27 protein-coding genes are annotated in these 26,319 nt (G+C 72.8%); 21 read left to right on the top strand and 6 right to left on the bottom strand.

Annotated features, from left to right (window positions below; genetic code table 11):
* The first annotated feature begins 27 nt into the window (after positions 1-27).
* Genes GWK15_RS06590 through GWK15_RS06600 form a run of 3 tightly spaced genes read left to right on the top strand, consistent with a single transcriptional unit; the run spans position 28 to position 2,917 of the window.
* Entirely contained in the window at positions 28-966 is a 939-nt protein-coding gene (locus tag GWK15_RS06590) for a glycosyltransferase family 9 protein (RefSeq protein ID WP_168040374.1), read from the top strand.
* The gene (locus GWK15_RS06595) at positions 963-1,805 is read left to right on the top strand and encodes a glycosyltransferase (RefSeq protein ID WP_168040376.1); all 843 of its coding nucleotides are present in this window, start codon (positions 963-965) and stop codon (positions 1,803-1,805) included. The genes GWK15_RS06590 and GWK15_RS06595 overlap by 4 nt, the downstream gene beginning before the upstream one ends.
* Positions 1,802-2,917: a glycosyltransferase gene (locus tag GWK15_RS06600; protein WP_168040378.1), complete on the top strand. Its 1,116-nt coding sequence runs from the start codon at positions 1,802-1,804 to the stop codon at positions 2,915-2,917. The genes GWK15_RS06595 and GWK15_RS06600 overlap by 4 nt, the downstream gene beginning before the upstream one ends.
* Here GWK15_RS06600 and GWK15_RS26540 read toward each other — a convergent pair.
* Positions 2,887-4,116, bottom strand: a complete 1,230-nt coding sequence (locus GWK15_RS26540; RefSeq protein WP_168040380.1) for an O-antigen ligase family protein — start codon at positions 4,114-4,116, stop codon at positions 2,887-2,889. The two genes, GWK15_RS06600 and GWK15_RS26540, sit on opposite strands and share 31 nt — an antisense overlap.
* 154 nt (positions 4,117-4,270) lie before the next feature.
* On the opposite strand from GWK15_RS26540, the gene radA reads away from it, so the two are divergent.
* The 4 genes from radA (at position 4,271) to GWK15_RS06625 (ending at position 8,520) form a co-directional block, all read left to right on the top strand.
* Positions 4,271-5,677 carry a DNA repair protein RadA gene (radA, locus tag GWK15_RS06610; protein WP_168040382.1) on the top strand — a complete coding sequence of 469 codons (1,407 nt, stop codon included), beginning with the start codon at positions 4,271-4,273 and terminating at the stop codon, positions 5,675-5,677.
* A 33-nt stretch (positions 5,678-5,710) separates the two neighbouring features.
* The gene (locus GWK15_RS06615) at positions 5,711-6,268 is read left to right on the top strand and encodes a CvpA family protein (RefSeq protein ID WP_168040384.1); all 558 of its coding nucleotides are present in this window, start codon (positions 5,711-5,713) and stop codon (positions 6,266-6,268) included.
* An 8-nt stretch (positions 6,269-6,276) separates the two neighbouring features.
* The gene (gene purF, locus GWK15_RS06620; RefSeq protein ID WP_168040386.1) at positions 6,277-7,734 is read left to right on the top strand and encodes an amidophosphoribosyltransferase; all 1,458 of its coding nucleotides are present in this window, start codon (positions 6,277-6,279) and stop codon (positions 7,732-7,734) included.
* A 75-nt stretch (positions 7,735-7,809) separates the two neighbouring features.
* On the top strand, positions 7,810-8,520 hold the full coding sequence (locus GWK15_RS06625; protein WP_168040388.1) for an SDR family NAD(P)-dependent oxidoreductase: 711 nt from the start codon (positions 7,810-7,812) through the stop codon (positions 8,518-8,520).
* On the opposite strand, the gene GWK15_RS06630 is transcribed toward GWK15_RS06625, so the two are convergent.
* Positions 8,512-9,063 carry a hypothetical protein gene (locus GWK15_RS06630; protein ID WP_168040390.1) on the bottom strand — a complete coding sequence of 184 codons (552 nt, stop codon included), beginning with the start codon at positions 9,061-9,063 and terminating at the stop codon, positions 8,512-8,514. The two genes, GWK15_RS06625 and GWK15_RS06630, sit on opposite strands and share 9 nt — an antisense overlap.
* 100 nt (positions 9,064-9,163) lie before the next feature.
* Between GWK15_RS06630 and GWK15_RS06635 the strand changes: the two genes are divergently transcribed.
* From GWK15_RS06635 to GWK15_RS06665, 7 genes are all read left to right on the top strand, one after another.
* Entirely contained in the window at positions 9,164-9,820 is a 657-nt protein-coding gene (locus tag GWK15_RS06635) for a tetratricopeptide repeat protein (RefSeq protein WP_245211531.1), read from the top strand.
* Entirely contained in the window at positions 9,820-11,157 is a 1,338-nt protein-coding gene (locus GWK15_RS06640; RefSeq protein ID WP_168040394.1) for an outer membrane protein assembly factor BamB family protein, read from the top strand. The genes GWK15_RS06635 and GWK15_RS06640 overlap by 1 nt, the downstream gene beginning before the upstream one ends.
* Before the next feature lie 15 nt (positions 11,158-11,172).
* On the top strand, positions 11,173-12,534 hold the full coding sequence (gene der / locus GWK15_RS06645) for a ribosome biogenesis GTPase Der (protein WP_168040396.1): 1,362 nt from the start codon (positions 11,173-11,175) through the stop codon (positions 12,532-12,534).
* 77 nt (positions 12,535-12,611) lie between these two features.
* A complete protein-coding gene (locus GWK15_RS06650; protein WP_168040398.1) occupies positions 12,612-13,784 on the top strand; it encodes an FkbM family methyltransferase in 1,173 nt (390 codons plus the stop codon).
* A 101-nt stretch (positions 13,785-13,885) separates the two neighbouring features.
* Positions 13,886-14,545, top strand: a complete 660-nt coding sequence (locus GWK15_RS06655; protein WP_168040400.1) for a sulfotransferase family 2 domain-containing protein — start codon at positions 13,886-13,888, stop codon at positions 14,543-14,545.
* Positions 14,545-15,210, top strand: coding sequence for a sulfotransferase family 2 domain-containing protein (locus tag GWK15_RS06660; RefSeq protein ID WP_168040402.1), 666 nt, complete (start codon positions 14,545-14,547; stop codon positions 15,208-15,210). The genes GWK15_RS06655 and GWK15_RS06660 overlap by 1 nt, the downstream gene beginning before the upstream one ends.
* A gap of 48 nt (positions 15,211-15,258) precedes the next feature.
* Positions 15,259-16,077 (top strand): YdcF family protein, encoded by an 819-nt coding sequence (locus GWK15_RS06665; protein WP_168040404.1) that lies wholly within the window; start codon positions 15,259-15,261, stop codon positions 16,075-16,077.
* Here GWK15_RS06665 and mltG read toward each other — a convergent pair.
* From mltG to GWK15_RS06685, 4 genes are all read right to left on the bottom strand, one after another.
* Positions 16,007-17,098 (bottom strand): endolytic transglycosylase MltG, encoded by a 1,092-nt coding sequence (mltG, locus tag GWK15_RS06670; RefSeq protein ID WP_168040406.1) that lies wholly within the window; start codon positions 17,096-17,098, stop codon positions 16,007-16,009. The genes GWK15_RS06665 and mltG overlap by 71 nt on opposite strands.
* Before the next feature lie 13 nt (positions 17,099-17,111).
* Positions 17,112-18,395, bottom strand: coding sequence for a beta-ketoacyl-ACP synthase II (gene fabF / locus GWK15_RS06675; protein WP_168040408.1), 1,284 nt, complete (start codon positions 18,393-18,395; stop codon positions 17,112-17,114).
* Between the two features lie 31 nt (positions 18,396-18,426).
* Positions 18,427-18,666: an acyl carrier protein gene (locus GWK15_RS06680; RefSeq protein WP_168040410.1), complete on the bottom strand. Its 240-nt coding sequence runs from the start codon at positions 18,664-18,666 to the stop codon at positions 18,427-18,429.
* 257 nt (positions 18,667-18,923) lie between these two features.
* Positions 18,924-19,901 carry a Bug family tripartite tricarboxylate transporter substrate binding protein gene (locus GWK15_RS06685; protein WP_168040412.1) on the bottom strand — a complete coding sequence of 326 codons (978 nt, stop codon included), beginning with the start codon at positions 19,899-19,901 and terminating at the stop codon, positions 18,924-18,926.
* A gap of 161 nt (positions 19,902-20,062) precedes the next feature.
* Between GWK15_RS06685 and GWK15_RS06690 the strand changes: the two genes are divergently transcribed.
* From GWK15_RS06690 to lptG, 7 genes are all read left to right on the top strand, one after another.
* Positions 20,063-20,623 (top strand): chromate transporter, encoded by a 561-nt coding sequence (locus GWK15_RS06690; protein WP_168040414.1) that lies wholly within the window; start codon positions 20,063-20,065, stop codon positions 20,621-20,623.
* Positions 20,620-21,144 carry a chromate transporter gene (locus GWK15_RS06695; protein WP_168040416.1) on the top strand — a complete coding sequence of 175 codons (525 nt, stop codon included), beginning with the start codon at positions 20,620-20,622 and terminating at the stop codon, positions 21,142-21,144. Before GWK15_RS06690 ends, GWK15_RS06695 begins: the two co-directional genes overlap by 4 nt.
* A gap of 98 nt (positions 21,145-21,242) precedes the next feature.
* The gene (locus GWK15_RS06700; RefSeq protein WP_168040418.1) at positions 21,243-21,563 is read left to right on the top strand and encodes a hypothetical protein; all 321 of its coding nucleotides are present in this window, start codon (positions 21,243-21,245) and stop codon (positions 21,561-21,563) included.
* A gap of 72 nt (positions 21,564-21,635) precedes the next feature.
* Positions 21,636-23,063 carry an FAD-binding oxidoreductase gene (locus GWK15_RS06705; protein ID WP_168040420.1) on the top strand — a complete coding sequence of 476 codons (1,428 nt, stop codon included), beginning with the start codon at positions 21,636-21,638 and terminating at the stop codon, positions 23,061-23,063.
* Between the two features lie 23 nt (positions 23,064-23,086).
* Positions 23,087-23,947, top strand: a complete 861-nt coding sequence (locus tag GWK15_RS06710; protein ID WP_168040422.1) for a glycosyltransferase — start codon at positions 23,087-23,089, stop codon at positions 23,945-23,947.
* 98 nt (positions 23,948-24,045) lie between these two features.
* A complete protein-coding gene (gene lptF, locus GWK15_RS06715) occupies positions 24,046-25,197 on the top strand; it encodes an LPS export ABC transporter permease LptF (protein WP_168040424.1) in 1,152 nt (383 codons plus the stop codon).
* Positions 25,194-26,318 (top strand): LPS export ABC transporter permease LptG, encoded by a 1,125-nt coding sequence (gene lptG, locus GWK15_RS06720; protein ID WP_168040426.1) that lies wholly within the window; start codon positions 25,194-25,196, stop codon positions 26,316-26,318. Before lptF ends, lptG begins: the two co-directional genes overlap by 4 nt.
* Position 26,319 lies beyond the last annotated feature (1 nt).

The following is a 26,319-nucleotide window of genomic DNA, read 5'->3' on the forward strand; positions in this document are numbered from 1 at the left end:
CGGTCCGGAGCGTGATACAGGCGCCGCGTGCGCGTCCTCTTCATCACCTCGACCCGGATCGGCGATGCCGTGCTGTCGACGGGGCTGCTCGACCACCTGATGCGGGAGCATCCGGAGGCGCGCTTCACCATCGCCTGCGGGCGGGTGGCCGAGGGCGTCTTCAGCCGCATGCCGGCGCTCGAGCGCCTGATCCCGATCGAGAAGAAGCGCTACGGCCTGCACTGGCTCGGCCTGTGGTGGCAGGTGGCCTTCCGGCGCTGGGACCTGGTGGTCGACCTGCGCGGATCGGCGATTGCCTGGATGCTGCTGGCGAAGCGGCGGGCAGTTATGCGCGGCGGGCGGCGGCCGGGGCACCGGCTGCTGCATATCGCGCAGACGCTCGGCATCAGCCCCGCGCCGCGCCCGGTCGCCTGGTTCGGGCCGGAGGAGGAGGCGAAGGCCGCCGCCCTGCTGCCCAAGGGCGCGCCGGTGCTGGCCCTGGGGCCGACCGCGAACTGGGTGCGCAAGGTCTGGCCGCCGGACCGCTTCCTGACCCTGGCAAGGCTGCTGACCGAACCCGGCGGCGCGCTGGAAGGGGCGCGGATCGCCGTGCTCGGCGGGCCGGGGGACCAGGAGCGCGCCATGGCCGCCCCCGTCCTGGCGGGACTGCCCGACGCCGTGGACCTGGTCGGGCAGCTGGACCTGCCCGAGGCGGCCGCCGTGCTGTCCCGCTGCGCGCTCTATGTCGGCAATGATTCCGGGCTGATGCATCTCTCGGCCGCGGCGGGGACGCCGACCATCGGGCTGTTCGGCCCGACCCCGGCCTCGGAATACGCGCCGGTGGGCGTCCGCGCGCTCGCGGTGCTGGCCAAGGGGCCGCCGGGCAACGCGCCGATGGGGGCGCTGTCGGCGACCCGCGTCGCGGAACAGGCAGCTGCACTGCTCGCCCGCCCTGATCCCGTCGAACTGGGGGAGGCGGTGTCGTGAGCGCGCCCGATGACCGCATTGCCAAAGGGCCCGGAGGTCTGAATCTGCCGCGCCCGACCAACGGCACGCCGAGGCTCTCCGCCCTCATCGTCGCGCGCAATGAGCAGGAGCGCCTGCCCGATTGCCTCGCCTCCGTCGCCTTCGCCGACGAGGTCGTCGTCGTCCTCGATCGCAGCACCGATGCCAGCGCCGAGATCGCCAAGGCCGCCGGCGCGCGCGTCATCGAGGGCGCCTGGGAACTGGAAGGCGCGCGGCGCAACACCGGCATCGACGCCTGCACCGGCGATTGGATCCTCGAAGTCGATGCCGACGAGCGGGTGAACCCCGCCTTGGCCGAGGCCGTGCGCGCGACCATCGCCACCAGCACCCACGCCTGGCACCAGGTGCCGGTCGACAATTACGTGGGCGACCGGCTGATCAAGTACGGCTGGGCGGGGTCCTTCGGCACGACCTCCGTGCCGCGGCTGTTCCGCCGGGGCGCGAAGCGCTGGCGGGCGCAGCGCGTCCATCCGGGGCTCGACTGGACGGGCAAGGAAGGGCCGAAGATCACCACCGGCGCACTGGTGCACCTGGTGGATCGCGACATCTCGGACATGCTGCGCCGGCTCGACAAGTATTCCTCGGCCAAGGCGGCGGACCTGCTGGCCGGCGGAGACATCGGCACGCTGCGCGCCAATGTCCGGCGCTTCTTCTCACGCGGGTTCAAGTCCTACGTCTCGCGCAAGGGCTACCGCGAAGGGGGCTGGGGCGTGCTGCTCGCGCTCTGCACCGGGGCCTTCCCGCTGCTGTCCTACCTGAAGGCGCGGCTCGAACCCGAACGCCACCGGCCGGCGCCGTGATCCTGATCCTCACCCAGTGCTTGCCGCCCGATCCGGGCGGCATCGAGGTGCTGGTGGGCGGGCTTGCGACGGCACTGGCCGGATCGGGCGAGGAAGTGCTGGTGCTCGCCGACCGCATCCGCGGCAAGGGGCTGGCGGAACCCGTTTGGCCGAAGGGCGTCACGGTGCGGCGCTTCGGCGGGCCGAAGCCGCTGCGGCGGCTGGCCAAGGGCTTCGCGGCGCGGCGGCTGCTCGCGCGGGCCGGGGTGCAGGCGGTCGTCACCGATACCTGGAAGAGCGCCGCGTTGCTGCCGAATCAGGCCGGCGTGCCGGTGCTGGTGCTGGCGCATGGCAATGAGGTGCTGCCCGTCGCCTCGGCGCGCCGGGTCGCGCGGCGGCGCGACGCCTTCGCGCGGGCGACGGTGGTCGCGGCGAACAGCGCCTACACGGCGGCGCTGGTGCGCGAGGCCCTCGGCAATGCCGCCCCGCGGGTCGAAATCGTGCCCTTGCCGCTGCCCGCCCCGCTCGACGCCACGCCGGAGGCGACGGCCTGGGCCGCCAGCCTTGCGGAAGGCGCCTCGCCGGTCATCGCGAGCCTCTCCCGCCTCGAACCGCGCAAGGGCATCGACCAGGTGATCCGCGCCTTGCCGGCGCTGGCCGTGACGCATTCGGCGATCCGCTTCCTCGTCGCCGGCAGCGGGCCGGACCGGGCGCGGCTGGAGGCGCTCGCCGCATCCGAAGGCGTCGCCGACCGCGTCCGCTTCCTCGGCCGCATCGACGAAGCGCAGAAGGCTGCGCTGCTCGCCCGCGCCGACCTCTTCGTCATGCCGGCGCGGCGCGAGGGCAACTCGGTCGAAGGCTTCGGCATCGTCTATCTCGAGGCCGCCTGGCAGGGCTGCCCGTCGCTCGCCGGCCGCGAGGGCGGCGCCGCCGAGGCGGTGGCGGACGGCGAGACCGGGCTGCTCTGCGACGGCGCCGATGCGAAGGCCGTTGCCGCGGCGCTGGACAGGCTGCTCGCCGACCCCGTGCGGCTGAAGGCGATGGGGGAGGCTGCGGCCGCCCGCGTGCGGGCCGAGTTCCTCTGGCAGCACGCCCTGCCGCGCTACCGCGCCTTGCTCGGCCTCAAGGCCTGAAGCGCGGCTGCGACCAGCAGCGCGAAGCCGATCCACCATTCCTGCCAGACGCCGTAGGATAGCATCCCGGTCACCGCCCCGGCCGCGAGCGCGCCGACCGCGCCCGGCCCGATCCTCGCCGCCGCGAACCCCAGCGCGACCGCGAGCCAGGCGGCCAGCGCGGCGCCCGCCACGCCGAGGTCGAGCCAGATCTGCAGCGCCGCGTTGTGGGGATGCAACGGCAGCCGCTGCGGCTGCGGCCGCGCGAACCAGGCCCGTGATTCCGGGGATGTCAGGCCGAAGCGATCGAGCGTCTCCTCCGGGAACAGGTCGCGCCCGCCCGGGATCGTCCGCCCGCTCTCCGCACCCCAGCCGAGCAATGGCTTCTCGGCGATGCGGCTCTCCACGAAGTCCCAGATCAGCACGCGATGCGCCGCACTCATGGGAATCCGCTCGAGCGAGGGCAGGTTCGGCCGCGCCGCCACGACGACTAGCGGCGCCGCCAGGATCGCCGCGCCGACGAAGGCGCCGATCAGCCGGCCGAGCTGCTGCGACGCGACCTGCGCCAGCAGGAACACCGCCACGCCGATAAGCCCGCTGATGCGCGCCGATTCCGCCGGGATCACCAGCGCGACCGCGAGCGTGCCGACCACCAGCGCCGCCCGCGCCTTCCACGGAATGCCAGGCAGTGCGGCCACGATCGGCGCCAGCACGGCCATGACCGAGACCGCCGGCTTGAGGCCGTAGACGAGCTCGACGCGCGCCTCGGCCAGGCCCCGCACCCCGGCGCGGATCGCATGTCCGGTCAGCATGTCGAGCCCGGCCAGCCCGGCGCCCACGGCAAGCCCCGCGAACAGCGCACGGGACAGCAGCCGCGGCGCGGCGGGGTCCTCGGCCACCACCCGCACCGCGGCGGCGCCGAGGAGCACGAAGCCCGCGAATTTCACGCCGGTCACCGCGGAACGTGCCGGATCGATCGCCCAGGACGCGCTCGCCGTCGCCAGCGCGGCGAGGCAGAGCAGGGGCAGCAGCGGCCCTTCGAGGCGTGGCCACGGCCAGGCCCCGGTCGCGCGGCGATGGGTCAGCACCGTCGCCACCAGCCCGATCGTCACCGCCAGCGCGATGCCGCGGAACTGCAGCACGCCGATCGCGGGCACGAGGAGGAGGAGGATGGCGATGGGCAGGCTCGGCGCCTGCGCCGTCCTGGCGTCGGTGGTCACGTGATGCCGTTCCGCTGGGTCCCGATGGGTGGTGGAAGCATGGGGGGCAGGGGATGTCCAGGAGACTTCCGGCCGTGCCGCCCGACCGCTTCCCGCGCGACGCGAAACGGCGCACACCCCTTTCGCCCCGATCGCCGGAGAAGACCGAGTCGCCATGGCGCGCGATAAGACCCGCTTCGTCTGCCAGGCCTGCGGCACCGTCCACCCCAAATGGCAGGGCCGCTGCGAGGGCTGCGGCGAATGGAACACCCTTGCCGAGGAAGCCCCCGCACCACGCGGTCCCGGCCCCGCGGCCAAGGCCGGCGGCGGGCGGCGCGTCGAATTCGTCGGGCTGAAGGGCGAAAGCGCGCCCCCGCCGCGCATCCCGACCGGCATCGCGGAACTGGACCGCGTGCTGGGCGGCGGGCTGGTCGCGGCGTCGGCCGTGCTGGTCGGCGGCGATCCGGGCATCGGCAAGTCCACCATCCTGCTGCAGGCGGCCGCCAGGGTGGCCTCGGCGGGCCGCCGCGTGCTGTACGTGAGCGGGGAGGAGGCAGTGGAGCAGGTGCGCCTGCGCGCCGCCCGGCTCGGCCTGACCGAGAGCCCGATGGCGCTGGCAGCCGCGACCGCGCTGCGCGACATCGTCGCGAGCCTCGAGCAGGAGACCGATGCCGCGCTGGTGGTGATCGATTCGATCCAGACGGTTTGGCTCGACGCGCTCGATTCCGCGCCGGGGACGGTCGCCCAGGTGCGGGCCTGCGCGGCGGAGCTGATCCGGCTGGCCAAGGCGCGGGGCTTCGCCATCGTGCTGGTCGGCCATGTGACCAAGGAAGGTACGCTGGCGGGGCCACGGGTGCTCGAGCACATGGTCGACGCGACGCTTTATTTCGAAGGCGACCGCGGCCACCAGTTCCGCATCCTGCGCGCGGTGAAGAACCGCTTCGGCGCGACGGACGAGATCGGCGTCTTCGAGATGACCGGCACCGGCCTGGTCGAGGTCGCCAACCCCTCCGCCCTCTTCCTCGCGGAACGCCGCGGCAACGTCTCGGGCAGCGCTGTCTTCGCGGGCATCGAGGGCACGCGGCCGGTGCTGGTCGAGGTCCAGGCCCTGCTGTCCCCGTCCTCCGGCGGCACGCCGCGGCGGCAGGTGGTGGGGTGGGATTCCGGGCGGCTGTCGATGCTGCTCGCGGTGCTCGAGGCGCGCTGCGGCATGTCGCTCGGCCAGAACGACGTCTACCTGAACATCGCGGGGGGGCTGCGGATCGCCGAACCGGCCGCGGACCTTGCCGTCGCGGCCGCCCTGGTCTCGGCCGCGACAGACCGGCCGACCGATGCCGAGGCGGTCTATTTCGGGGAGGTCGGCCTGTCCGGGGAGGTCCGCCAGGTCGCCCAGTTCGAATCCCGCCTGCGGGAGGCGGCGAAGCTCGGCTTCACCGCCGCGACCCTGCCGCGCCGGGTCGCCCGAGGCGCGCGGCCCGCGGCCCCGCCGCCGGGGATGTCGCTGACCGAGACCGGGCACCTCGCAGACCTGGTCGCGGTGTTTGCGGAAAAGTCGGTGAAGCCCCGTCGCGCCGGGCCGTGACGCGGTGCAGCGCGGCGGCTATAGGGGGGCGCGATGACCTGGGTGGACGGCGTTTTCGCGGCGGTGGTGCTGGTCTCGGCCCTCGTCGCCTTCTTCCGCGGCCTGGTGCGGGAGGTCCTGAGCCTCGGCGCCTGGGTGGGCGCGGCGGCGGCGGGCTTCTTCGCCAGGCCCTTTCTGCTGCCGCATACGACGAAGTTCATCGACCCGCCCTGGGCCGCTGACGCGGTCGGCGCCGGCGGCGTCTTCATCGTCGCGATCATCATCCTCAAGGTCCTGACCAACATGATCGCGGACCGGGTGCAGGATTCCGCCATCGGCGGCGTGGACCGCGTGCTGGGGCTGCTTTTCGGCGCGGCACGGGGTGCGGTGCTGCTCGTTGTTGCCTATATCCTCGCCGGGATGTTCGCCCCCGAGACCGCGGCGTGGCCCGAGCCCGTGAAACAGGCCCGCAGCCTGCCCTTCATCGCGGAAGGCGCGCGCATCGCCGTCGAGAAGGTGCCGGAGCCCTACCGGCCCCGCCTCGTCCCCCCGCCGGTGCCGCCAGGCCCGACCGTCGACGACCTGTTGCGCCCGCCGGCGCGCACGAATTGAGGACTGCCATGGACGCCCTGCCCTGGGACGACGACAAGCCGCATGAGGAATGCGGCGTCTTCGGCGTTTGGAACGGCGGCGACGCCGCGGCGCTCACCGCGCTCGGCCTGCACGCCCTGCAGCACCGCGGGCAGGAGGCGGCCGGCATCGTCACCCTCGACGAGAAGGGCCTGTTCCACGCGCATAAGGGCCTCGGCCTGGTGGGCGACAATTTCGGCGAGGCGAAGGTCATCGCCTCCCTGCGCGGCGGCGCGGCGGTCGGCCACAACCGCTACGCCACGACCGGCGAGACGGCGCTGCGCAACGTCCAGCCGCTCTATGCCGATTTCGAGTTCGGCGGCTTCGCGGTCGGGCACAACGGCAACCTCACCAATGCCCAGGCGCTGAAGCGCGCCCTGGTGCGCCGCGGCTGCCTGTTCCAGTCCACGACGGACTCGGAAGTCTTCATCCACCTCATCGCGATCAGCCTCTACTCCACTGTGCTCGACCGGCTGATCGACGCGCTGAAGCAGGTGCAGGGCGCCTACAGCCTGGTGGCGCTGCACAACGGCGCGCTGATCGGGGCGCGGGATCCGCTCGGCGTGCGGCCGCTGGTGCTCGGCCGCCTTGCGAATGGCGGCCATGTGCTGGCGTCGGAGACCTGCGCGCTCGACATCGTCAGCGCCGAGTTCGTGCGCGACATCGAGGCCGGCGAGATCGTCGTCATCAACGACGAGGGCGTGCGCAGCGTGAAGCCCTTCGGCCGGCACGAGGGCCGCTTCTGCATCTTCGAATACATCTACTTCGCCCGCCCGGACTCGGTGATGGAAGGCACGCCGGTCTACGAGACGCGCAAGCGCATCGGCGCCGAGCTCGCTCGCGAATCCGGCGTGGCGGCGGATGTCGTCGTCCCGGTTCCCGATTCGGGCGTGCCCTCGGCCATGGGCTATGCGGCCGAGGCCGGCATCCCCTTCGAGCTCGGCATCATCCGCAACCACTATGTCGGGCGCACCTTCATCGAGCCGACGGACCAGATCCGCAATCTCGGCGTGAAGCTGAAGCACAGCGCGAACCGCCCGATGCTCGAGGGCAAGCGCGTCATCCTGGTGGATGATTCGATCGTGCGCGGCACAACCAGCCGCAAGATCGTCGAGATGGTCCGCGCGGCTGGCGCCAAGGAGGTGCACATGCGCATCTCCTCCCCGCCCACGACGCACTCCTGCTACTACGGCATCGACACGCCGGAGCGTGCGCAGCTGATGGCCGCGAAGCACGACGTGGAGGAGATGGCGCGCATCATCGGCGCCGACAGCCTCGCCTTCATCTCGCTCGACGGCCTCTATCGCGCGCTCGGCCGCAAGGGCCGCGACCCCGCGAAGCCGGAGTTCTGCGACGCCTGCTTCACCGGCGAATACGCCATCCCGCTGACCGACTGGCAGGACAACAGCGATCGCCAGCTGTCGCTGCTGCAGCCGGCCGGCGCATAGGTCCCGATTGCCGCAGGCCTGCGGGCCTTGGGCGGGAGGGCGGTGCCCTCCCCGGACGTCACCGAGAGATCATTCATGACCGACCTCACCGGCCGCGTGGCCCTCATCACCGGTGCCTCGCGCGGCATCGGCGCGGCGGTGGCCGTGGAACTCGGCCGCCGCGGCGCGCAATGCGTCCTCGTCGCCCGCACCCAGGGCGGGCTCGAGGAGATCGACGACGCGATCCGCGCCGCGGGCGGCCTGCCCGCGACGCTGCTGCCGCTCGACCTGCAGAAGCGGGCGCAGGACGTGGACATGCTGGGCCCGTCCATCGTGGCGCGCTTCGGCCGGCTGGACATCCTGGTCCATGCCGCGGGCGTGCTGTCGAAGCTGACGCCGGTCGCGCATATCCAGCCGCGCGACATGGAGGAATCCCTCGCGGTGAACCTCTCGGCCGCCTGGCGGCTGATCCGCACCTGCGACCCGCCGCTGCGCGCGGCGCCGGCGGGGCGGGCGGTGGTCCTGACCGACGCGGTGGCCTCGGCGCCCACGGCCTATTGGGGGCTGTATGGCGCGGCGAAGGCGGGCATGGACCATCTGGTCCGCTGCTGGGCGGCGGAGGTCGCGACGACGCCGCTGCGGGTGAACCTGGCCGATCCCGGCCCGGTCGCGACCCAATTGCGCGCCAATGCCTTCCCCGGCGAGGCGCCCGGCACCTCGCGCAGCCCGGCCGAGGTCGCGCCTGCCATCGCCGATCTCTGCGCCGAGGCCGAGACCCGGCACGGGGAGACGATCCGCCTAGGGTGATCCGGGCGGCTGCAGCATCTGCACCGCCGCACCGGCGGCGATGCCGCTCGTCACGGGTTCCGGCACGCCGGAGCCCGGCTGGATGACCGGCGGCGGCGGGGCCGCAGCCGGCGGCGGCGGGGTGGCAGGCTCGGGCGGCGCGGGCGAAGGCAGGGCGCGGGCGATGCGGCCGACCCAGCCGATCCGGTTGTTCTCCTGTGCTTGGTTCAGCGTCGCCGGGCCGTCGGCGACGCCGCGATAGGCCGGCCAGGCGGCGGGCGGGATGGTCCAGCAATCCACCGCGCCGAGGCTGCGGGTGCACATGGGCGGGGGCGCCGGCGCGTCGTCCCGGCCGCAATAGGCCTCCCCGCGCCCGATCCGGGCGATCGAGCAGTCCTCGCCGGTTACCAGCGAAACGATCGAATCGCCCGTGGTGCGGCCGAAGGCGCGCAGCGACAGGCCCTCCACCGCCGCGGGAATGGCCAGAAGCGGGGCCCCGGGGGCGCCGACGGCCTGGCAGCCGGCCAGCAGGACGATCACGAACAGGGGGGCCAGGCGCCGCATCGCTGCAGGAAAGCCCCGCCGGGCTTAACGCCCCGCCAACGGGACTGTATGTTCCGCCCCCTTTCGGGGTGGCAGCGCCGCCCGACCGCAGCCAGGGATGATGCACTTGCCCGACATCTTCGACGAGGTGGAGGAGGACCTCCGCGCCGAGCGCGCCAGGCAGATGTGGCAGCGCTTCGGCACGCCGGTCGCCGTCCTGCTGGTGCTCGTCGTGGCGGGCGTGGGCGGCTGGCAGGGCTGGCAGTGGCACCAGAACCGGGAACGCGCCGCGGCCTCGGTCGCCTTCATGGCCGACCACCGTGCCGCCGAGGCCGAGGGCGCCGACCTGCCCGCCATCGCCGGGCGCTTCGAGGGCCTGGCCGCCAGCAGCCCCGCCGGCTACCGCACCATCGCGCTGCTGCGCGCCGCCGCCCTGAAGGCCGAGACCGGCGAGATGCCGGCCGCGCTCGCGCTGTATGACCGCGTCGCCAATGACGGCGAGGCCGACCCGATCTACCGCGAATTCGCGACGCTGATGTGGGTGCTGCGGTCGATGGACACCGCCGAGCCGTCGGTGCTCGCCGCGCGCATCGCGCCGCTGACGCGCCCTGGCCAGCCCTGGAGCGCCTCGGCGCGGGAACTCTCGGCGCTGGTCGCGCTGAAGTCCGGCCAGCGGGACGAGGCGCGCCGCGCGCTCGAGGCGCTGGCCGCCGACGTCACCGCGCCGCGCAGCATCCGCGACCGGGCGGGACGCATCGCCTCGGGGATCGCCGGCTGATGCGCGGGATCATCACGCGCCGCGGCGCGCTGCTCGGCGGCGCCGCGCTCCTCGCGGGCTGCGAGACGATCGACGACATCCTCGGCGAGAAGCGCCAGCGCTTCGACGGCGAACGCCGCTCCGTGGTCGACGTGCCCGAGCGCCGGCTGTCGGCCGACGATGCCGCGCAGGGCACGGCGGTCACGCTGCCCCCGCCTGCGCCGCGGGCCGACTGGCCCCAGATCGGCGGCGACGCCGCGCATTCCGGCGGGCATCCCGCCTTCGGGCCCTCGCTGGCCCAGGCCTGGCGCAGCAGCTTCGGCACCGGCTCGGCCTATCGGCGGCGCCTGGTGACCGGGCCGGTCGCGAGCGGCGGCATGGTCTTCGCCGCGGATGCGTCGGGCGACATGACGGCGATCGACGCGACGAACGGCGGCCGCCGCTGGCGCCGCGACATCAGCCGCGAGAACGAGAGCAGCCCGCCGCTCGGCGCCGGTGCGGCGGCGGCTGGGGAGACGCTCTACGTCGCCACCGGCTTGGCCGAACTGCTTGCGCTCAACATCGCGGACGGCGCGGTGCGCTGGCGCGTCGACCTGCCGGCACCGGCGCGCGGCGCGCCGTCCATCGCGGACGGCCGCGTCTATGTGCCGACGGTGGCAAGCCAGCTCGTCTGCCTCGCGGCCGATGACGGCAAGCGGATCTGGCAGCATCGGGCGTCGCCCACCACGACCATCCCGCTTGGCCTCGGCACGCCGGCGATCGAGGGCGACACGGTGGTCGCGGGCTTCCCCTCGGGCGAACTGTTCGCGATGCGCGTGACGGACGGACGCGTGCTGTGGACCGAAAGCCTCGCGGCGGCCGGGACGGGCGCGCTGTCCGACATCGCGGGCGTGCGCGCCTCCCCCGTGATCAGCGGCGGGCGCGCCATCGCGGTCGGCGTCGGCGGGCTGACCGTCTGCGTCGACCTGCGGTCGGGCCGTCGCCTGTGGGAACAGGAATCGGGCGGGACGGAATCCCCCTGGGTCGCCGGGGAATGGGTCTTCCTCACCAACGATGTCGGCCAGGTCGCGGCGATCGGGCGGGACAGCGGCCAGGTGCGCTGGGTGACCTCGCTGCGGCCGGAGCCGCGCGGCAACCGTCCGCCGGAACGCATCCAGCTGTCCTCGCCCGTCCTCGCCGGCGGGCGGCTGCTGGTCGGCACGGGGCGGGAGGAGATCGTCTCCATCGATCCGCTGACCGGCACCGTGCAGGGCCGCACCTCGCTGTCGGGCGGGGTGACGCTGCAGCCGATCGTGGTGGGCAACATGCTGATCGCGGCGACCGACGCCGCGGACCTCGTCGCCTTCTCCGGCGGCTGATCGCCGGAGCACGCCATGCGCCCCACTGTCGTCATCCTCGGCCGGCCGAACGTCGGCAAGTCCACGCTGTTCAACCGCCTGGCGCAGCGGAAGATCGCCATCGTGGACGACACGCCCGGCGTCACGCGCGACCGCAAGGAGGTGGAAGCGCGCATCGGCGGGCACGACGTCCTGCTGGTCGACACCGCGGGGCTCGAGGAGGCGCCGCCGGACACCGTCGCCGGGCGCATGCGGCAGAGTTCCGAGATGGCGCTGCGCGCCGCGGACCTCGTGCTCTTCGTGGTGGATGCGCGGGCGGGGCTGACGCCGTCCGACCGCGCCTTCGCGGCCTGGCTGCGGCGGTCCTCCCTGCCGGTGCTGCTGGTCTCCAACAAGGCCGAGGGCCGCGGCGGCGCGGCTGCCGCGATGGAGGCCTACGAACTCGGCTTGGGCGATCCGATCGCCGTCAGCGCCGAGCACAACGAAGGCGTCGGCGCGCTGCACGAGGCAGTGTCCGAGGCGCTGGGCGAACCGCCGGAGGAGGAGGACGAGGACCTCGCCGTCGACGACCCCGAGCGTCCGCTGCGCCTCGCCATCGTCGGCCGCCCCAATGCCGGCAAGTCCACACTGCTCAACGCCCTGATCGGCGAGGAGCGGATGATCACCGGCCCCGAGCCGGGCCTGACGCGCGATGCCGTCGCGGTGCAGTGGCGGGATGCGACCGGCGGGCGCGTGCGCCTGGTGGACACCGCCGGCATGCGCAAGAAGGCCCGCATCGCCGAGCGGCTGGAGCAGATGTCGGTCGCCGCGACCCTCGGCGCGCTGAAGGAAGCCGAGGTCGTCATCCTGGTGGTCGACGCGCTGCTCGGCATGGATGAGCAGGACCTGCGCATCGCGCGCCTTGCCGAGCGCGAGGGCCGCGGCGTCGTCATCGCCTTCAACAAGTGGGATGCGGTCGAGGACCGCGCGGCGACGCGCAATCGGCTGGACGACGTGCTCACCGCCTCGCTCGCGCAGCTGAAGGGGATCTCGGTGGTGCCGCTCTCGGCCAAGACCGGCCGCGGGGTGGACAAGCTGATGCCGGCCGTGCGCGCGGCCTATGCGTTGTGGAACCGCCGCATCGGGACCGGCGAGCTGAACCGCTGGTTCGAATCCGCGCTGACGCGGCATCCGCCGCCTGCGGTGGACGGGCGGCGCGTGAAGCTGCGCTACGCGACCATGCCCAAGGCGCGGCCGCCGACCATCGCGGTCTTCGGCACCCGCGCCGAGGAACTGCCCGAGGATTACCGCCGCTACCTGGTCAACGCCTTCCGCGAGGCCTTCGGCATGCCCGGCGTGCCTGTCCGGCTGCAGCTGCGCGGGACGAAGAACCCCTACGCCGAGGGCGAGCGGGAATAAGCCCCGGCGGGGGTTAACCCTCCCGCAACACCACCCGGCAGAAACTGCCGCATCGGCCGGGGACGGGGTGCGGTGGCATGCAGGACGAAGCGGGGTCGCTGATCGACCGGATCACCGCGCGGCGGGCGATCCTGGGGCGGATCGAACTGGTCGGGCGGGACCTCGGCGCGCTCTACGAAAGGCTGGACGGCATCGCCGGGTCGCTGGTGGCGCTCGAGGCGCGGGAGGATCCCGTGCCGGTGTTCGAGGACAAGCTGGCGAAGTTCGGCGGCCGCATCGGGCAGGTCGAGGAACGGCTGAACGCGGCGGAGGAACGCCTCGCGGCGCTCGGCGGGCTGGCCGACCGGCTCGACCGCATCGAGGCGGCGATCGCCGCCCGCGGGCCCGCGCCCGCCGGCGCCCATGACCGGATGCCCTACGTCACCACCGCCGACCTGCGCGCGCTTGGGCGCGTCGAGGCCGAGGCGGCGATGCGTGCGCGCTGCATGGTCGTGCCGGTCGATCCGACGACGGCGCTCTGCCGCATCCTCGGCCGCTACAAGATGTATGTGGACCGCCGCGACATCGGCTTCGCGCCGCACCTGATGTTCGAGGGCTTCTGGGAATACTGGCTGACCGAGTTCATCTGGCGGAACGTCCGGCCCGGGGAGGTCGCGCTCGATGTCGGCGCGAACCATGGCTACTACAGCGTCCTGATGGCCGACCTGGCCGGCCCCGAGGGGCGCGTCCATGCCTTCGAGCCCAATCCGCGGCTGCTGGACCTGATGGAGCGCACCTTCGCGCTGAACGGCTTCTGGCACACGGTGCGCCGCCACGGCGTCGCGGTGGCGGAGGCCTCCGGCCCGCCCATGACCTTCGCCGCGACCGAGCGGGAGCCGAAGAACGGCCGGCTGCTGATGCCCGGGGAGGAGGCCGAGCCCGAGGCGGTGCTGACCCCTGTCCCGGTCGTCGCGCTGGACGACGCCGTGGAAGGACCGGTCGGCTTCGTGAAGATCGACGTGGAGGGGGCGGAGGAACTCGCCTGGCGGGGGATGCAGCGGCTGATCGACCGCAGCCCGGAGATCCGCATCGTCATGGAGTTCAACCCGGGGCGCTGCCGCAGCCCGGCCGAGACGCTCGCCGCCATCGCCGCGCGCTTTTCCCTGCGCGAGGTCGGCTTCGACGCCCAGGCCCACCCGGTGACGGCCGGGGAGGTCCTCGGCCGGGCCGAGGACACGCTTCTCTACCTCTCCCGCCTCGACCCGGCCTGACCGCGGGCGCGCGCAAGTTGCCGCGGCGCCGGGCCCTGCGGTATCGATGACACCTCCCCGCCTTCCCGGCACGGCGGGACGGGAAACGGGACCATGCCGCGATGATCTTCTCGCCCAGCCGGGGCTTCTGCTTCGTCCACGTCTCCAAGACCGGCGGCACGTCCATCGAGGCCGCCTACATCCCGCATATCCGCTTCGGGGACGTGATCCTCGCCGCGCTGCCGGAAGGCATGGACACCTGGTATGGCCGGCACCTGTCGGTCGGCAAGCACACGCCGGCGCGGCGCATCCGGCTGCTCGCCGGGCGGGCGGCCTGGGAGAGGATGCTGTCCATCGCCGTGGTGCGGGACCCGGTGGAGCGCATCGTCTCCTACTACCGCTGGATCCATTCGACGCCGCATGCCGGGCAACGCGAGCGCGAGCTCGGCGAGGTGAAGGATTTCAGTGCCTTTGCCGAAAAGGTGTGTCGCTTCCTCCTGCATCAGGTCGACATGGTGACGGACCCGAAGACGAACGACGTGATCGTGAAGCACCTCATTCCCTTCCGCCGGCTCTCCGAAGGCTGGGCCGGCGTTGCCGCGCGGCTCGGCATCGAGGCGCCGCTGCCCCACGTCAACGCCTCCTCCCCGAAGATCGCGGTCGAGGTGCCCGAGGCTGCGCGCGCCATGCTGCGGGAGGTCTATGCCCGCGACGTCGCCCTCGTGGCGCATGCCGAGAACGTCTTCGCCCCGCTGACAGCCGGCGGGCAGCAGGCCGCCTGATGATCTGGTCCCCGTCGCGCAATTTCTGCTTCGTCCACGTGCCCAAGACCGGCGGCACCGCGGTGGAGCAGGCCTACAAGCCGCATCTGCGCTTCGGGGACGTGGTGCTGGCAGCGTGGCGGCGCAGCCTCGACAACTGGTACGCCGACGTCCTCGAGATCGGGAAGCATTCCTCGGCTGCGCACATCGCCGAGCAGGTGGGCCGGGAGCGCTTCCGCCAGGTCTTCTCCTACGCGATCCTGCGCGACCCGCTGGAACGCCTCGTCTCCTACTACAAGTGGATCCAGAGCTTCGAGCATCCGGGCAACCTCGAGCGCTGGCTGCGCTCGCACCGCAGCTTCGAGGACTTCGTCGAACCGGCGTCCGAGCATTTCGCCCTCCAGGCCGACCTGGTCTGCGATCCGGACACGGGCCTGCCGATGGTCACCGTGCTCGCGCCCTATACCCATCTCGCGGCGTCCTGGCGCCTGGTCTGCACGCGGCTCGGCGTCGCGGCAGGGGAATTGCCGCGGGCCAATGCCTCCATCGCCATCCCGGTCGAGGTGACGGACCGCGCGCGACAGATGGTCGGGCGGCGCTATGCGCGCGACGTGGCGCTGTACCGCGACGCGGTGGCGCGCTGGAACGCGCAGCACGCCGCGGGGCCGCGCCTCGGTGCCGCCTGATTCGCGCGGCAGGGTGCCGCCAGCCTTCGCGCGGACGACCGCACCGACATGACCGACATCCTCTTCGCCCTGTCCAAGATCCTCTGGTTCCCCGCGCGGCCAGGGCATTTCGCGCTGATCGTCGGCTTCGTCGGGCTGTTCATGCTGTGGCGGGGGCGCCGGTCGGGGCGGTGGCTGGTGCTCGCCTCGCTCGGCTTCTTCCTGATGCTGGTGGTGACGCCGGTGAACCAGTGGATGCTGCTGCCGCTCGAGGACCGCTTCCCGCGCCCCGCCGACGCGCCGGCGCATGTGGACGGCATCATCGTCCTCGGTGGCGCGGTCGAGCAGAACATCACCCAAGACCGCGGCATTCCCTCGCTGAACGGCGCGGCGGAGCGGATGACGGAGGGCGTGATCCTCGCCAACCGCTATCCCAATGCGCGCATCGTCTTCACCGGCGGGCAGGGGTCCTTCGTGCATGGCCAGGTGACCGAGGCCGATGTCGCGCGCCAGCTCTGGACCGCCATGGGCATCCCGGCCTCCCGCGTCATCTACGAGGACGAGGCGCGCAACACGCACGAGAACGCGGTGAACACCTTCCGCCTGGTGCAGCCCAAGCCGGGCGAGACCTGGCTGCTCGTCACCTCGGCCTCGCACATGCCGCGCTCGATGGGCGTGTTCCGCCAGGCGGGGTGGAAGGACATCGTGCCCTGGCCGGTGAACTACCGGACCGGCCATTCCTGGGCGGTCTGGTACGACGCGCCCTTCCCCGAGCGGCTCGGCCAGTTCGAATGGGCCTTCCGCGAATGGCTGGGCCTTATCGCCTACCGCCTGATGGGCCGGACGGAGAGCGTGCTGCCGGCGCGGGAGGCAGCGCCGGCGCGCTAGCGCCCCCGCTGCCGCCGCGCTCGATCTCCCGCCACCGGGCGACGTTGCGGTTGTGCTCCTCGAGCGTGCGGGCGAAGGCATGCCCGCCGGAGCCATCGGCGACGAAATAGAGGAAGTCGGTCGCCTCGGGCCGCATCACCGCGGCGATGGATGCGCGCCCCGGATTCGCGATGGGCGCCGGCGGCAGGCCGCGGTTGCGATAGGTGTTGAACGGGTTGTCGCGATCGAGGTCGGCGCGGCTGATCGGCCGGTCCATCGGCGCCCCGCCCGTCGCGGCATAGGCGACTGTTGGGTCCGATTGCAGCGGCATGCCGCGGCGCAGCCGGTTGATGAAGACGCCGGCGACGCGGGCGCGTTCCTCGGGCTTGCCCGTCTCGCGCTCGACGATGGAGGCGAGCACCAGCGCCTCGCGCGGGTTCGCCAGCGGCAGGTCCGGCGCGCGCGCGGCCCAGGCCTCGGACAGCGCGCGGTCCATGGCAGCATCGGCGCGGCGGACGATGGCGCCGCGGGTCTCGCCCCATTCATAGGCGTAGGTCTCGGGCAGCAGCTCGCCCTCGTTGAAGTCGGGGATGTCGCCGGCCAGGCTCTCGGTGCGTTCCAGCAGGGCGCGGATCTGGTGCGCGGTCAGCCCCTCCGGGATGGTCAGGCGGCGCTGCACGGGGCGTTCATGGCGCAGGATGCGCAGCACCTCGCGCAGCGGCACCCCGGCGGGGAAGACGAATTCCGCAGCCCGCAGCGGCCCGTCGCCGCGGGTCAGCCAGGCCGCGGCGGCGAAGGCGCGGGCGTCGCGGATCACCCCGCGTTCGACGAGCGTCGCGGCGATGCGTTCCATTCCGCCGCGCGGCACGACGATCTGCGCCGGTTCCGCGAGCGGCCCCGGAGAGGTCCAGGCGCGCCAGGCGACCAGCGCGCCGGCCGAGGCACCCGCGATGAGGACGAGGACGACGGCGAGCGCGACGAAGCGCCACCGCAGCCGCCGGCGGACCGGCGGCGGGGGTGGCGACGACGGCGCGTCGAACATGCCCGGCCGCGCCTCAGGGCGCGGCGCGGAACACGATGCTGGCGTTCGTGCCGCCGAAGCCGAAGGAGTTGGACAGCGCGACCTCGATCTTGCGCGGCTGCGCCTGCAGCGCGACGCGGTCGATGATGCTCTCGCGCGACGGCTTCTCGAGGTTCAGGGTCGGGGGCGCGACCTTGTCGCGGATGGCGAGGACCGAGAAGATTCCCTCCACCGCGCCCGCGGCGCCGAGCAGATGCCCGATCGCGGACTTGGTCGAGGACATCGCGAGGTCCTTGCCCGCATCGCCCCAGAGACGCTCGACCGCCTCGAGCTCGAGGTCGTCCCCGAGCGGCGTCGAGGTGCCGTGCGCGTTGACGTACTGCACCTGCTCCGGCGTCACCCCGGCGCTGCGCAGCGCCGCGGTCATGGCGCGGAAGGCGCCCTCGTGGCCCTCGGCGGGGGCCGTGATGTGGTAGGCGTCGCCCGACATGCCGTAGCCGATGACCTCGGCATAGATCTTCGCACCGCGCGCCTTGGCGTGCTCGAGGGCTTCGAGCACCACCACGCCGGCGCCCTCGCCCATCACGAATCCGTCGCGGCCCTCGTCCCACGGGCGGGAGGCCTGCTGCGGCGTGTCGTTGAAGCCGGTGGACAGGGCGCGCGCGGCGCAGAAGCCCGCGACGCCGAGTTCGCAGACCGCGGCCTCGGCCCCGCCCGCGACCATCACATCCGCATCGCCGAGGGCGATGAGGCGCGCCGCGTCGCCGAGCGCATGCACGCCCGTCGCGCAGGCCGTGACGACCGAGTGGTTCGGACCCTTGAAGCCGTACTTGATGGAGACCTGCCCGGAGGCGAGGTTGATCAGCGCGGAGGGGATGAAGAAGGGCGAGATGCGCTTCGTCTTGCCCTGGACCGCGAGGCGCGAGGCCTCGTCGATCGTCTCGAGGCCGCCGATGCCCGAACCGATCATCACGCCGGTGCGGCAGCGGCCTTCCTCGTCCTGCGGGGCCCAGCCGGAATCGGCGACCGCTTCCTCAGCCGCGACGAGCGCGAGCTGGATGAAGCGGTCCATCTTCTTCTGGTCCTTGATGGGGATCCATTCGGAGATGTCGAGGCCGCCATCGGCCTTGGTGCCCGCGGGCACCTGGCCGGCGATCTTCGCCGGCAGGGCCGAGGTGTCGAAGGACTGGATGCTGCCGATGCCGGATTCCCCGGCCAGCATCCGCTTCCATACATGCTCGACACCGAGGCCGAGCGGGCAGGCGATGCCCATGCCGGTCACGACGACACGTCGCGGCGAAAAACCGTTCTGGAACACGCGCGCTACCCCCCAACCCCGGCCTTGGGCCTTACTCGCCCTTCTGCTTCTCGATGTAGTCGATCGCGTCCTTCACGGTCGTGATCTTCTCGGCGGCGTCGTCGGGGATCTCGACGCCGAAGGCCTCCTCGAAGGCCATGACCAGCTCGACCGTGTCGAGGCTGTCGGCGCCCAGGTCATCGATGAAGGAGGCTTCGGGGGTGACCTTCGCCTCTTCGACGCCGAGGTGCTCGACGACGATCTTCTTCACCTTCTCGGCGGTGTCGCTCATCGCGTGACTCTCTCCGTTCTGCCGGGCGGGCGCCCGTGCCTATGCTTGTGTCAGTTCCGCCCGGCGACCGGCCGGACTCGCGCCCCGGCCCCCGCGGAGACCGGCGCTTATCATGGAAGTGCGCCGGGGCCTAGGCGGTCCGGCGGGTCCCGGTCAAGGGGCGGCGGGGCCGGGCGCCGCCGCCGGACCGCCGCGGGCCTTTAAGCCCCGGCCCTGTCGCCGGCAAGCAACACGCCCGGCGGGGCGGGCCGGGCGGTTCAGTCGACGGTGATGTTGGCCTGGCGGATCACCGTGGCCCAGCGCTCGCGCTCCCAGCGGATCAGCTCGGCGAAGGCCTTGCCGTCCATCGAGGAGGGTTCCGCACCCTCGTCGCGCAGGCGGCGGATCACGTCCGGGTTGGCCAGCGCCTCGCGCAGCGCGCCGTACAGCTTCGCCTGCACATCGGCCGGGGTTCCGCGCGGCACCAGCAACCCGTACCAGGCGGTGGCCTTGTAGCCGGGGATGGTGTCGGCGACGGGCGGGACCTCGGGCAGGACGGCGATGCGGCCCTCGCCGGTCACCGCGAGCGGGCGGACCTGGCCCCCCTGGATCAGCCCGACCACGGAGGGCAGGGTGGTGATCATGAAGTCGAGGTGCCCGGCGACCACGTCGGTCAGCGCGGGCCCCGCGCCGCGGAAGGGCACGTGCTCGGCCCGCAGCCCGGCCATCTGCAGCATCAGCGCCGCGGCAAGGTGGCTCGCCGAGCCGTTCGAGGCCGAGCCGTAGGTCGCCTGGCCGTTGGCCGCGCGGACCTCGTCCAGCAGCTGCCGCAGGTTCTGCGCGCGGGACTTGGGCCCGACCACCACCACCAGCGGCGCGTCGGCGACGAGGCCGATGGGCTCGAGCGCGCGTTCGGGGTCGATGCGCATGTTGCGGAACAGGGAGACGTTCACGCTCATCGGCCCGTGGTTGCCCATCAGGATGGTGTAGCCGTCGGGCCGTGAGGTTGCGGCCGCCTCGGTCGCGATGTTGCCCCCCGCACCTGGGCGATTCTCGACCACCACCGGCTGGCCGAGCACGCCCTGCATGGCCGAGGCGACAGTGCGCGCGATCAGGTCCGTGCCGCCGCCCGGGGCGAAGGCCAGGAGGATGCGGATCGGGCGGTTCGGGAAGGCTGCGTCCTGCGCGGCGGCCGGCAGGATCGTCAGGGCGGGGGTGGCGCCAAGGGCGCCGAGCAGGGTCCGGCGGGTCGTCATGATGTGCTGGCCTTCCTCTGCGCCGGTTCAGCCCGGCTGGATGGGTCGGAGGGCCCGTCTAGACCAGCGGCGTGCCGGAGGGAACGACCGCGTAACGCAGCGCAGCCCCGACTCGGCGGGGGGATTGATCCGGCCCGCGCCGCGCGGTCCCCTGCGGGGGCATGAGCGAAACGGATCCGCCCCGCCCCGTCCCGACGCTGCTCGACCTCTTCCTGACCTACGGGAAGATCGGGCTGATCGGCTTCGGCGGCATCAACGCCTGGGCGCGCCGCGTCCTGGTCGAGGAGAAGCGCTGGCTCACCGACCAGGAATATGCCGAGACGCTGGGCCTGGGCCAGGTGCTGCCGGGACCCAATGCGCTGAACGCGGCGATCATGGTCGGCGACCGGTTCCACGGCACCGCCGGGGCCATCGCCGCGCCCGGGGCGATGTTCGGCGGGCCGCTGATCCTGCTGGCCGGCCTCGCGATGTTCTACGACGCCTATGGCGAGGTGCCGGTCGTCAAGGCGATCCTCGCCGGGGTCGCGGCGGCCGCGGCCGGGATGGTCATCGGCACCGCGGCGAAGATGACCCAGAAGCTGAAGCCCCCGCCGGCGCTGCTGGCGGTCGGGCTTGTCGCGCTGGTCGCCGCCGGGGTGTTCCGGCTGCCACTGCCTTGGGTGGTGCTGGGGCTCGCCCCCTTCGGCATCCTCGCCGCCCGCCATGCGATGCGCGCGAAATGACGGCGACCGTCTTCTGGCAGCTCGTCCTTGGCTTCGGGGCGATCTCCCTGGTCTCGGTGGGCGGCGGCATCGCGGTGTTGCCCGAGATGCACCGCCTGGTGGTCGAGGTGCATGGCTGGATGAGCGACGCCGACTTCGCGCGGCGCTTCGCCCTGGCCCAGGCGGCACCGGGGCCGAATGTGCTGGTGGTGGGGCTGTTCGGCTGGCATGTCGGGGGCATCGGCGGAATGCTGACGGCGGTGCTGGCGATGACGCTGCCGACCTCGCTCATGGCCTTCGGCTTTTCGCGCCTGCGGGCGCGGCTGGCGGGGAAGATGTGGCTGCGCATCGCCGAGCGCGGCCTGGTGCCGATCGCGGTCGGGCTGATCGCCGCCTCGGGGCTCATCCTCGCACGGGGGTCGGCGACCGGCTGGATCCCGGCCCTGGTGACCGCCGGATCCACGCTTTTTGTCTGGCGCACGGATTACTCGCCGCTGTGGATCCTGGCGGGCGGGGCGGTGGTGGGCGCGCTGCTGCTCTGAGATCCCCGCCGTCCACGGGTGGGTGGCACCCCGGGCCGCGATTGCCGTGGCCGGTCGTCCGGCCCATAGGGTGCGTCCAACCCGAAGGACCCGCCGCGATGGACAAGGATGCGCTGACCGCCTGGGCGCTCGCCAATGGCTGGCAGATGATCGGCGGGCATCCCAGCCTGACCAAGCCCACCTCCGCCAAGGAGGCGATCGTGCGGATGCTGCTGAAGGCGACCGTCGTGACCATCGAAGTGAAGAAGCCTGCCGGGAAATGGGAAAAGGTCGCGAGCGAGCCCTACGGCAAGGTCGAGGCCGACCCCGAGGGCGGCCCGCCGCAGGGCCTGGGGCTGGGCAGGATCCCGAGCCTGTCCATGCTGATGCAGGAAAACCGCGACCGGATGGTCTTCGCGCGGATGACCGGGAAGGGCTGAGGGGCGACGCCGGCGCCGAAGGCCGCCGTCGGGCGATTGACCCAGGGGGCCTCCCGGCGTTTTCTCCGCGCCATGCCCGACGCCCTTCCGCCCGACGGCCTGCTGGCCGAACTCCTTGCCCTGCTCGGCCCCGCCGGGGTCCTGACCGACCCGGCCGACATCGCCCCGGCGCTGTCCGATTGGCGGAGCCTGTACCAGGGCAAGGCGATGGCGGTGCTGCGCCCGGGCTCGACCGAGCAGGTCGCCGCCTGCGTGAAGGCCTGCGCCGCGGCGGGCATCCCGATCGTGCCGCAGGGCGGCAATACCTCCATGGTCGGCGGGGCGACGCCGTCGGAGGACGGGCGCTCGGTCGTGCTGTCGCTCGCGCGCATGAACCGCATCCGCGCCCTCGACCCGGTGGACATGACCATGACCGCCGAGGCCGGCGTCGTGGTGAAGACGGCCCAGGACGCGGCGGCCGAGGCGAACTGCCTGTTCCCGCTGTCCTTCGGCGGCGAGGGCACGGCGACGGTGGGCGGCGTGCTGTCCACCAATGCCGGCGGCAACACGACCGTGCGCTACGGCAATGCGCGCGAACTGATGCTGGGGCTCGAGGTCGTGCTGCCGGACGGGCAGATCTGGAACGGGCTGCGCCGGCTGCGCAAGGACAATACGGGCTATGCGTTGCGGCACCTGTTCGTCGGCGCGGAAGGCACGCTCGGCATCGTCACCGCGGCGACGCTGCGCCTGTTCGCCCGCCCGCGCGCGAATGAGGTGCTGTTCTGCTCGGTGCGCGACGAGGATGCCGCGCTCAACGTCTTCCGCCGCTTCCGCGAGGCCGACGAGACCGCGATCCGCGCCTTCGAATACATGTCGGGCGTCGGCGTCGATTTCGCGGTGAAGCACATCCCCGGCGTGACGCTGCCGGTCGCCGATCGCGCGGACCACTACATCCTTGTCGACCTCGCCTCGACCCGCGCCGATGCCGACCTGCAGGGCCTCGCCGAGCAGGTGCTGGGTGCGGCGATGGAGGAGGGCGAGGTGCTCGACGCCGTCATCGGCGGCAACGAGGCGAAGCGCCAGGCGATCTGGCGCATCCGCGAGGAGCACCCCGAGGCGCAGCGCAAGGAAGGCGCGAGCGTGAAGAACGACGTCTCGGTGCCGGTCTCGAAGGTGCCGGAGCTGATCCGGCGCGCCTCGGCGGCCTGCGTCGCGCTCATCCCCGGCACGCGGCCGGTGCCCTTCGGGCACATGGGCGACGGCAACATCCACATGAACCTCGAGCAGCCGGTCGACATGGACGGGGCGGAATTCCTCGCCCGTAGCCACGACATCATGGACACGGTGAACGAGGTGGTGCGCGAGCTCGACGGATCCTTCTCCGCCGAGCACGGCATCGGCCGGCTCAAGACCGACATGATGGAGGCCTGGCGCGGTGGGGCGGAACTCGATGCCATGCAGCGCATCAAGGCGGCGCTCGATCCGGCCGGGATCATGAATCCGGGCAAGGTCCTGCCCTGAACGCCGCCGCGCCGGGCGGGGGCGTGGCCGACGCGGCGCACGCCCGCGTGACCATCGTCGCCGTCACCTACAACAGCGCCGCGGTGATCGAGGGCTTCCTGGCCGCGCTGCCGGCCGGGGCGGCGCTGGTCGTGGTGGACAATGCGAGCCGCGACGGCACGGCTGACCGGGTGGCCGCCCTGGCGCCCGCCGCGCGCATTGTCCGCAACGCGATCAACCGTGGATTCGGCGCGGGCTGCAATGCGGGGCTCGACCTCGTGCAGACGGACTACGCGCTGCTGCTGAATCCCGACGCGCGCCTGGCGCCCGGGGCTCTCGCGATGCTGGTCGCGGTCGCCGATGCCTGCCCCGATGCCGCGATCGTCGCGCCGGCGATCGCCGGCGCCGGTGGGCAGCGCGCGCGGTCCTACGACGTCGCGCAGCAGCGCCGCCGGGCCTTCCCCCGCAAGCGCGGCGCGGAACCCTGGCCCGAGGGGCCCATCTGCGTCGACTTCGTCTCGGGTGCCGCGATGCTGGTGCGCCGCGCGGACGGGCTGCGCTTCGACGAGGCGCTGTTCCTCTACTACGAGGATGACGAGATCTGCGCCGCCGCGCGCGCCCGCGGCCGGTCGGTGGTCTATGTCCCCGCGGCGGTGGCCGAGCACGAGGGCGGGCGGTCCACCCCGCCCTCGCTTCGCATCCGCTGGCTCAAGGCCTTCCACTTGGCGCGGTCGCGCCGGATCTACCATGCGCGCCATGGCCGGCCCGAGGTCGGCGGACGGCTGCTGCACCACGCGGGCAAGGCGCTCGGCCACGCCATCACGTTCCAGGGAGGCAAACTGGTCGAGGACCTCGCGGGATTCGCGGGCACCCTGTCGGTTCGCGCTGGCCCCGGGGCCGGCTGACCACGACTTTTCGCGGCGCGCGGCGGGACCTGTCCGGACCCACCCGGCGTCAAGGCTTCCGGCGCGGGGGACAAACCTCTAGTTTCGGCCCGGCCCGCATGACCCGGATCGACCGTTACATCTTCCGTCAGCTTGCCGTCGCGCTCGCCGCCGTGTCGATCGGCCTGGCGGCGCTGGTCTGGCTGACGCAGTCCCTGCGCTTCATCGAGCTGGTGCTCGACCGCGGGCTGTCGCTCGTCGTCTTCATCGAGCTGACCAGCCTGATGCTGCCGAACTTCTTCGCGGTCATCCTGCCGATCACGACCTTCGTGGCGGTGCTGTTCTCCTATGTGCGGCTCGCCTCGGACCGCGAACTGGTCGTCATGCGCGCGGCGGGGCTGTCGCAGTGGCGCCTCGCGCGGCCGGCGGTGATGGTGGCGATGGTCGCGACGGCGATCTGCCTGTTCCTCAACCTCTGGCTGGTGCCGCTGAGCCACACCGCCTTCCGGCAATGGCAGTTCGAGATCCGCAATCAGCTGGTCGGCGTGCTGCTGCAGGAAGGCGTCTTCTCCCAGGTCGGCGACGACCTGACCGTGTATGCGCGCTACCGCGACCCGGACGGCACGCTGCGCGGCATCCTGGTGCACGACCAGCGCGAGACCGGCGCGCCGGTGACCATCCTGGCCGAGGCGGGACGCATCACGACAACGGCGAACGGCCCGCGCGTGACGCTGCTGAACGGCGTGCGCCAGCAGGTCGAGCAGAGCACCGCGGCCACCGCGCCGGGCACCCCGCCCTTGCGGCTGAACACGCTGTCCTTCAGCGAGAACAGCATCGACCTCGCCCGCACCGGCCGTGGGGACGAGGCGCGCAGCCGCGATTCGCGCGAACGCTCGATCGAGGAACTGCTGAACCCCGACCCGGCCGAGGGCCTGCGGGAGCGGGACGTCCGCCGCTTCTACGCCGAGGCGCATCAGCGCCTGTCCTCGCCGCTCACCGCGCTGTCCTTCGCGCTGGTGGCCCTCGCCGTCGCGCTGACCGGGCAGTTCCGGCGGCATGGCGGCGGCGCGCGCATCGCGGTCGGCATCGCGATCGTCGTCGCGCTGCTCGCCTTCGGTCTGACCGCGGGGAACATGGCGGCGCGCAACAATGCCTGGGTGCCGCTGATCTGGGCGCAGGCGATCCTGCCCGGCATCGTCGCGACCTGGTGGATGATGGGCGCGCCGGGCTGGCCGCGGCCCGCGCCCCCGCCGCTGGCGGCCGAGACATGACCCTCGCGCGCACCCTCACGCTCTATGTCTCGCGGCGCTTCGCGACGATGACGCTGGCGATGCTGGCCGCGCTCGCGGGCCTCGTCGCGCTGTTCGACTTGATCGAGCTGCTGCGCCGCGCCGCGACGCGGCCCGAGGCGACCTTTGCCCTGGTCAGCCAGATCGCGGCGCTGCGCCTGCCTTATGTCGCGATGCAGATCCTGCCCTTCGCGGTGCTGCTGGGCGGCATCGTCGCCTTCTGGCGGCTGACGCGGTCCTCGGAACTGGTGGTGGCGCGCGCAGCCGGCATCTCGGCCTGGGGGTTCCTCACCGGGCCGGTGGTGGTCGCCATCGCGCTGGGGGCGATCGCGACCGGCGCGATTTCGCCGGTCTCCTCGGCGATGCTGGCGCGGGCCGAGCGGCTCGACCAGCAATACCTGCGCAACACCGGCGGCATCACCGCGCTGGCCGGCGGCCGGCTGTGGCTGCGCCAGGCCGATCCGGGCCTCGAGCCGCGCGGCGTCGCGATCCTGTCCGGGCGGCCCGTCGCGGCGCGGGACCTGCGTCCCGGCGAGGCCTTCCGGCTCGACGCCGTGAGCCTGTGGCGCCTGTCCTCCGAGGACCGGCCGCTCGCGCGGGTGGAGGCCTCGTCCGCGATCCTCACCCCCGGCCGCTGGGTGATCCCCGAGGCGGTGGTGTTTGGCACCGACCGCGTGCCCGCGCCGGCCCGGCGGCTCGAGATCCCGACCGACCTGACGCCCTCGCGCATCGAGGAATCCTTCGCGAGCCCGGATACGCTGTCCTTCTGGGCGCTGCCCTCCTTCATCGAGGTGCTGGAAGGTGCCGGCTTCTCCGCCGTGCGGCACCGGCTCTATTTCCAGTCGCTGCTGTCGCTGCCGCTGCTGGCGGCGGTGATGGCGCTGCTCGCGGCCGGCTTCTCGATGCGCTCCTCCCGCCGCGGCGGCGTGGCGCAGATGATCGGCGGCGGCGTCGCGGCGGGCTTCGCATTGTTCGTGATCGACAAGGTGACCGGCGAGTTCGGGGAGGCCGGGACGCTGCCGGTCGTCTTCGCCGCCTGGGCGCCGGCCGGGGCGGGCTTCCTGCTCGCCACCGCCCTGCTGCTGCATCTCGAGGACGGGTAGC

Source organism: Neoroseomonas oryzicola, from assembly GCF_012163135.1.
GTDB classification, from domain to species: domain Bacteria; phylum Pseudomonadota; class Alphaproteobacteria; order Acetobacterales; family Acetobacteraceae; genus Neoroseomonas; species Neoroseomonas oryzicola.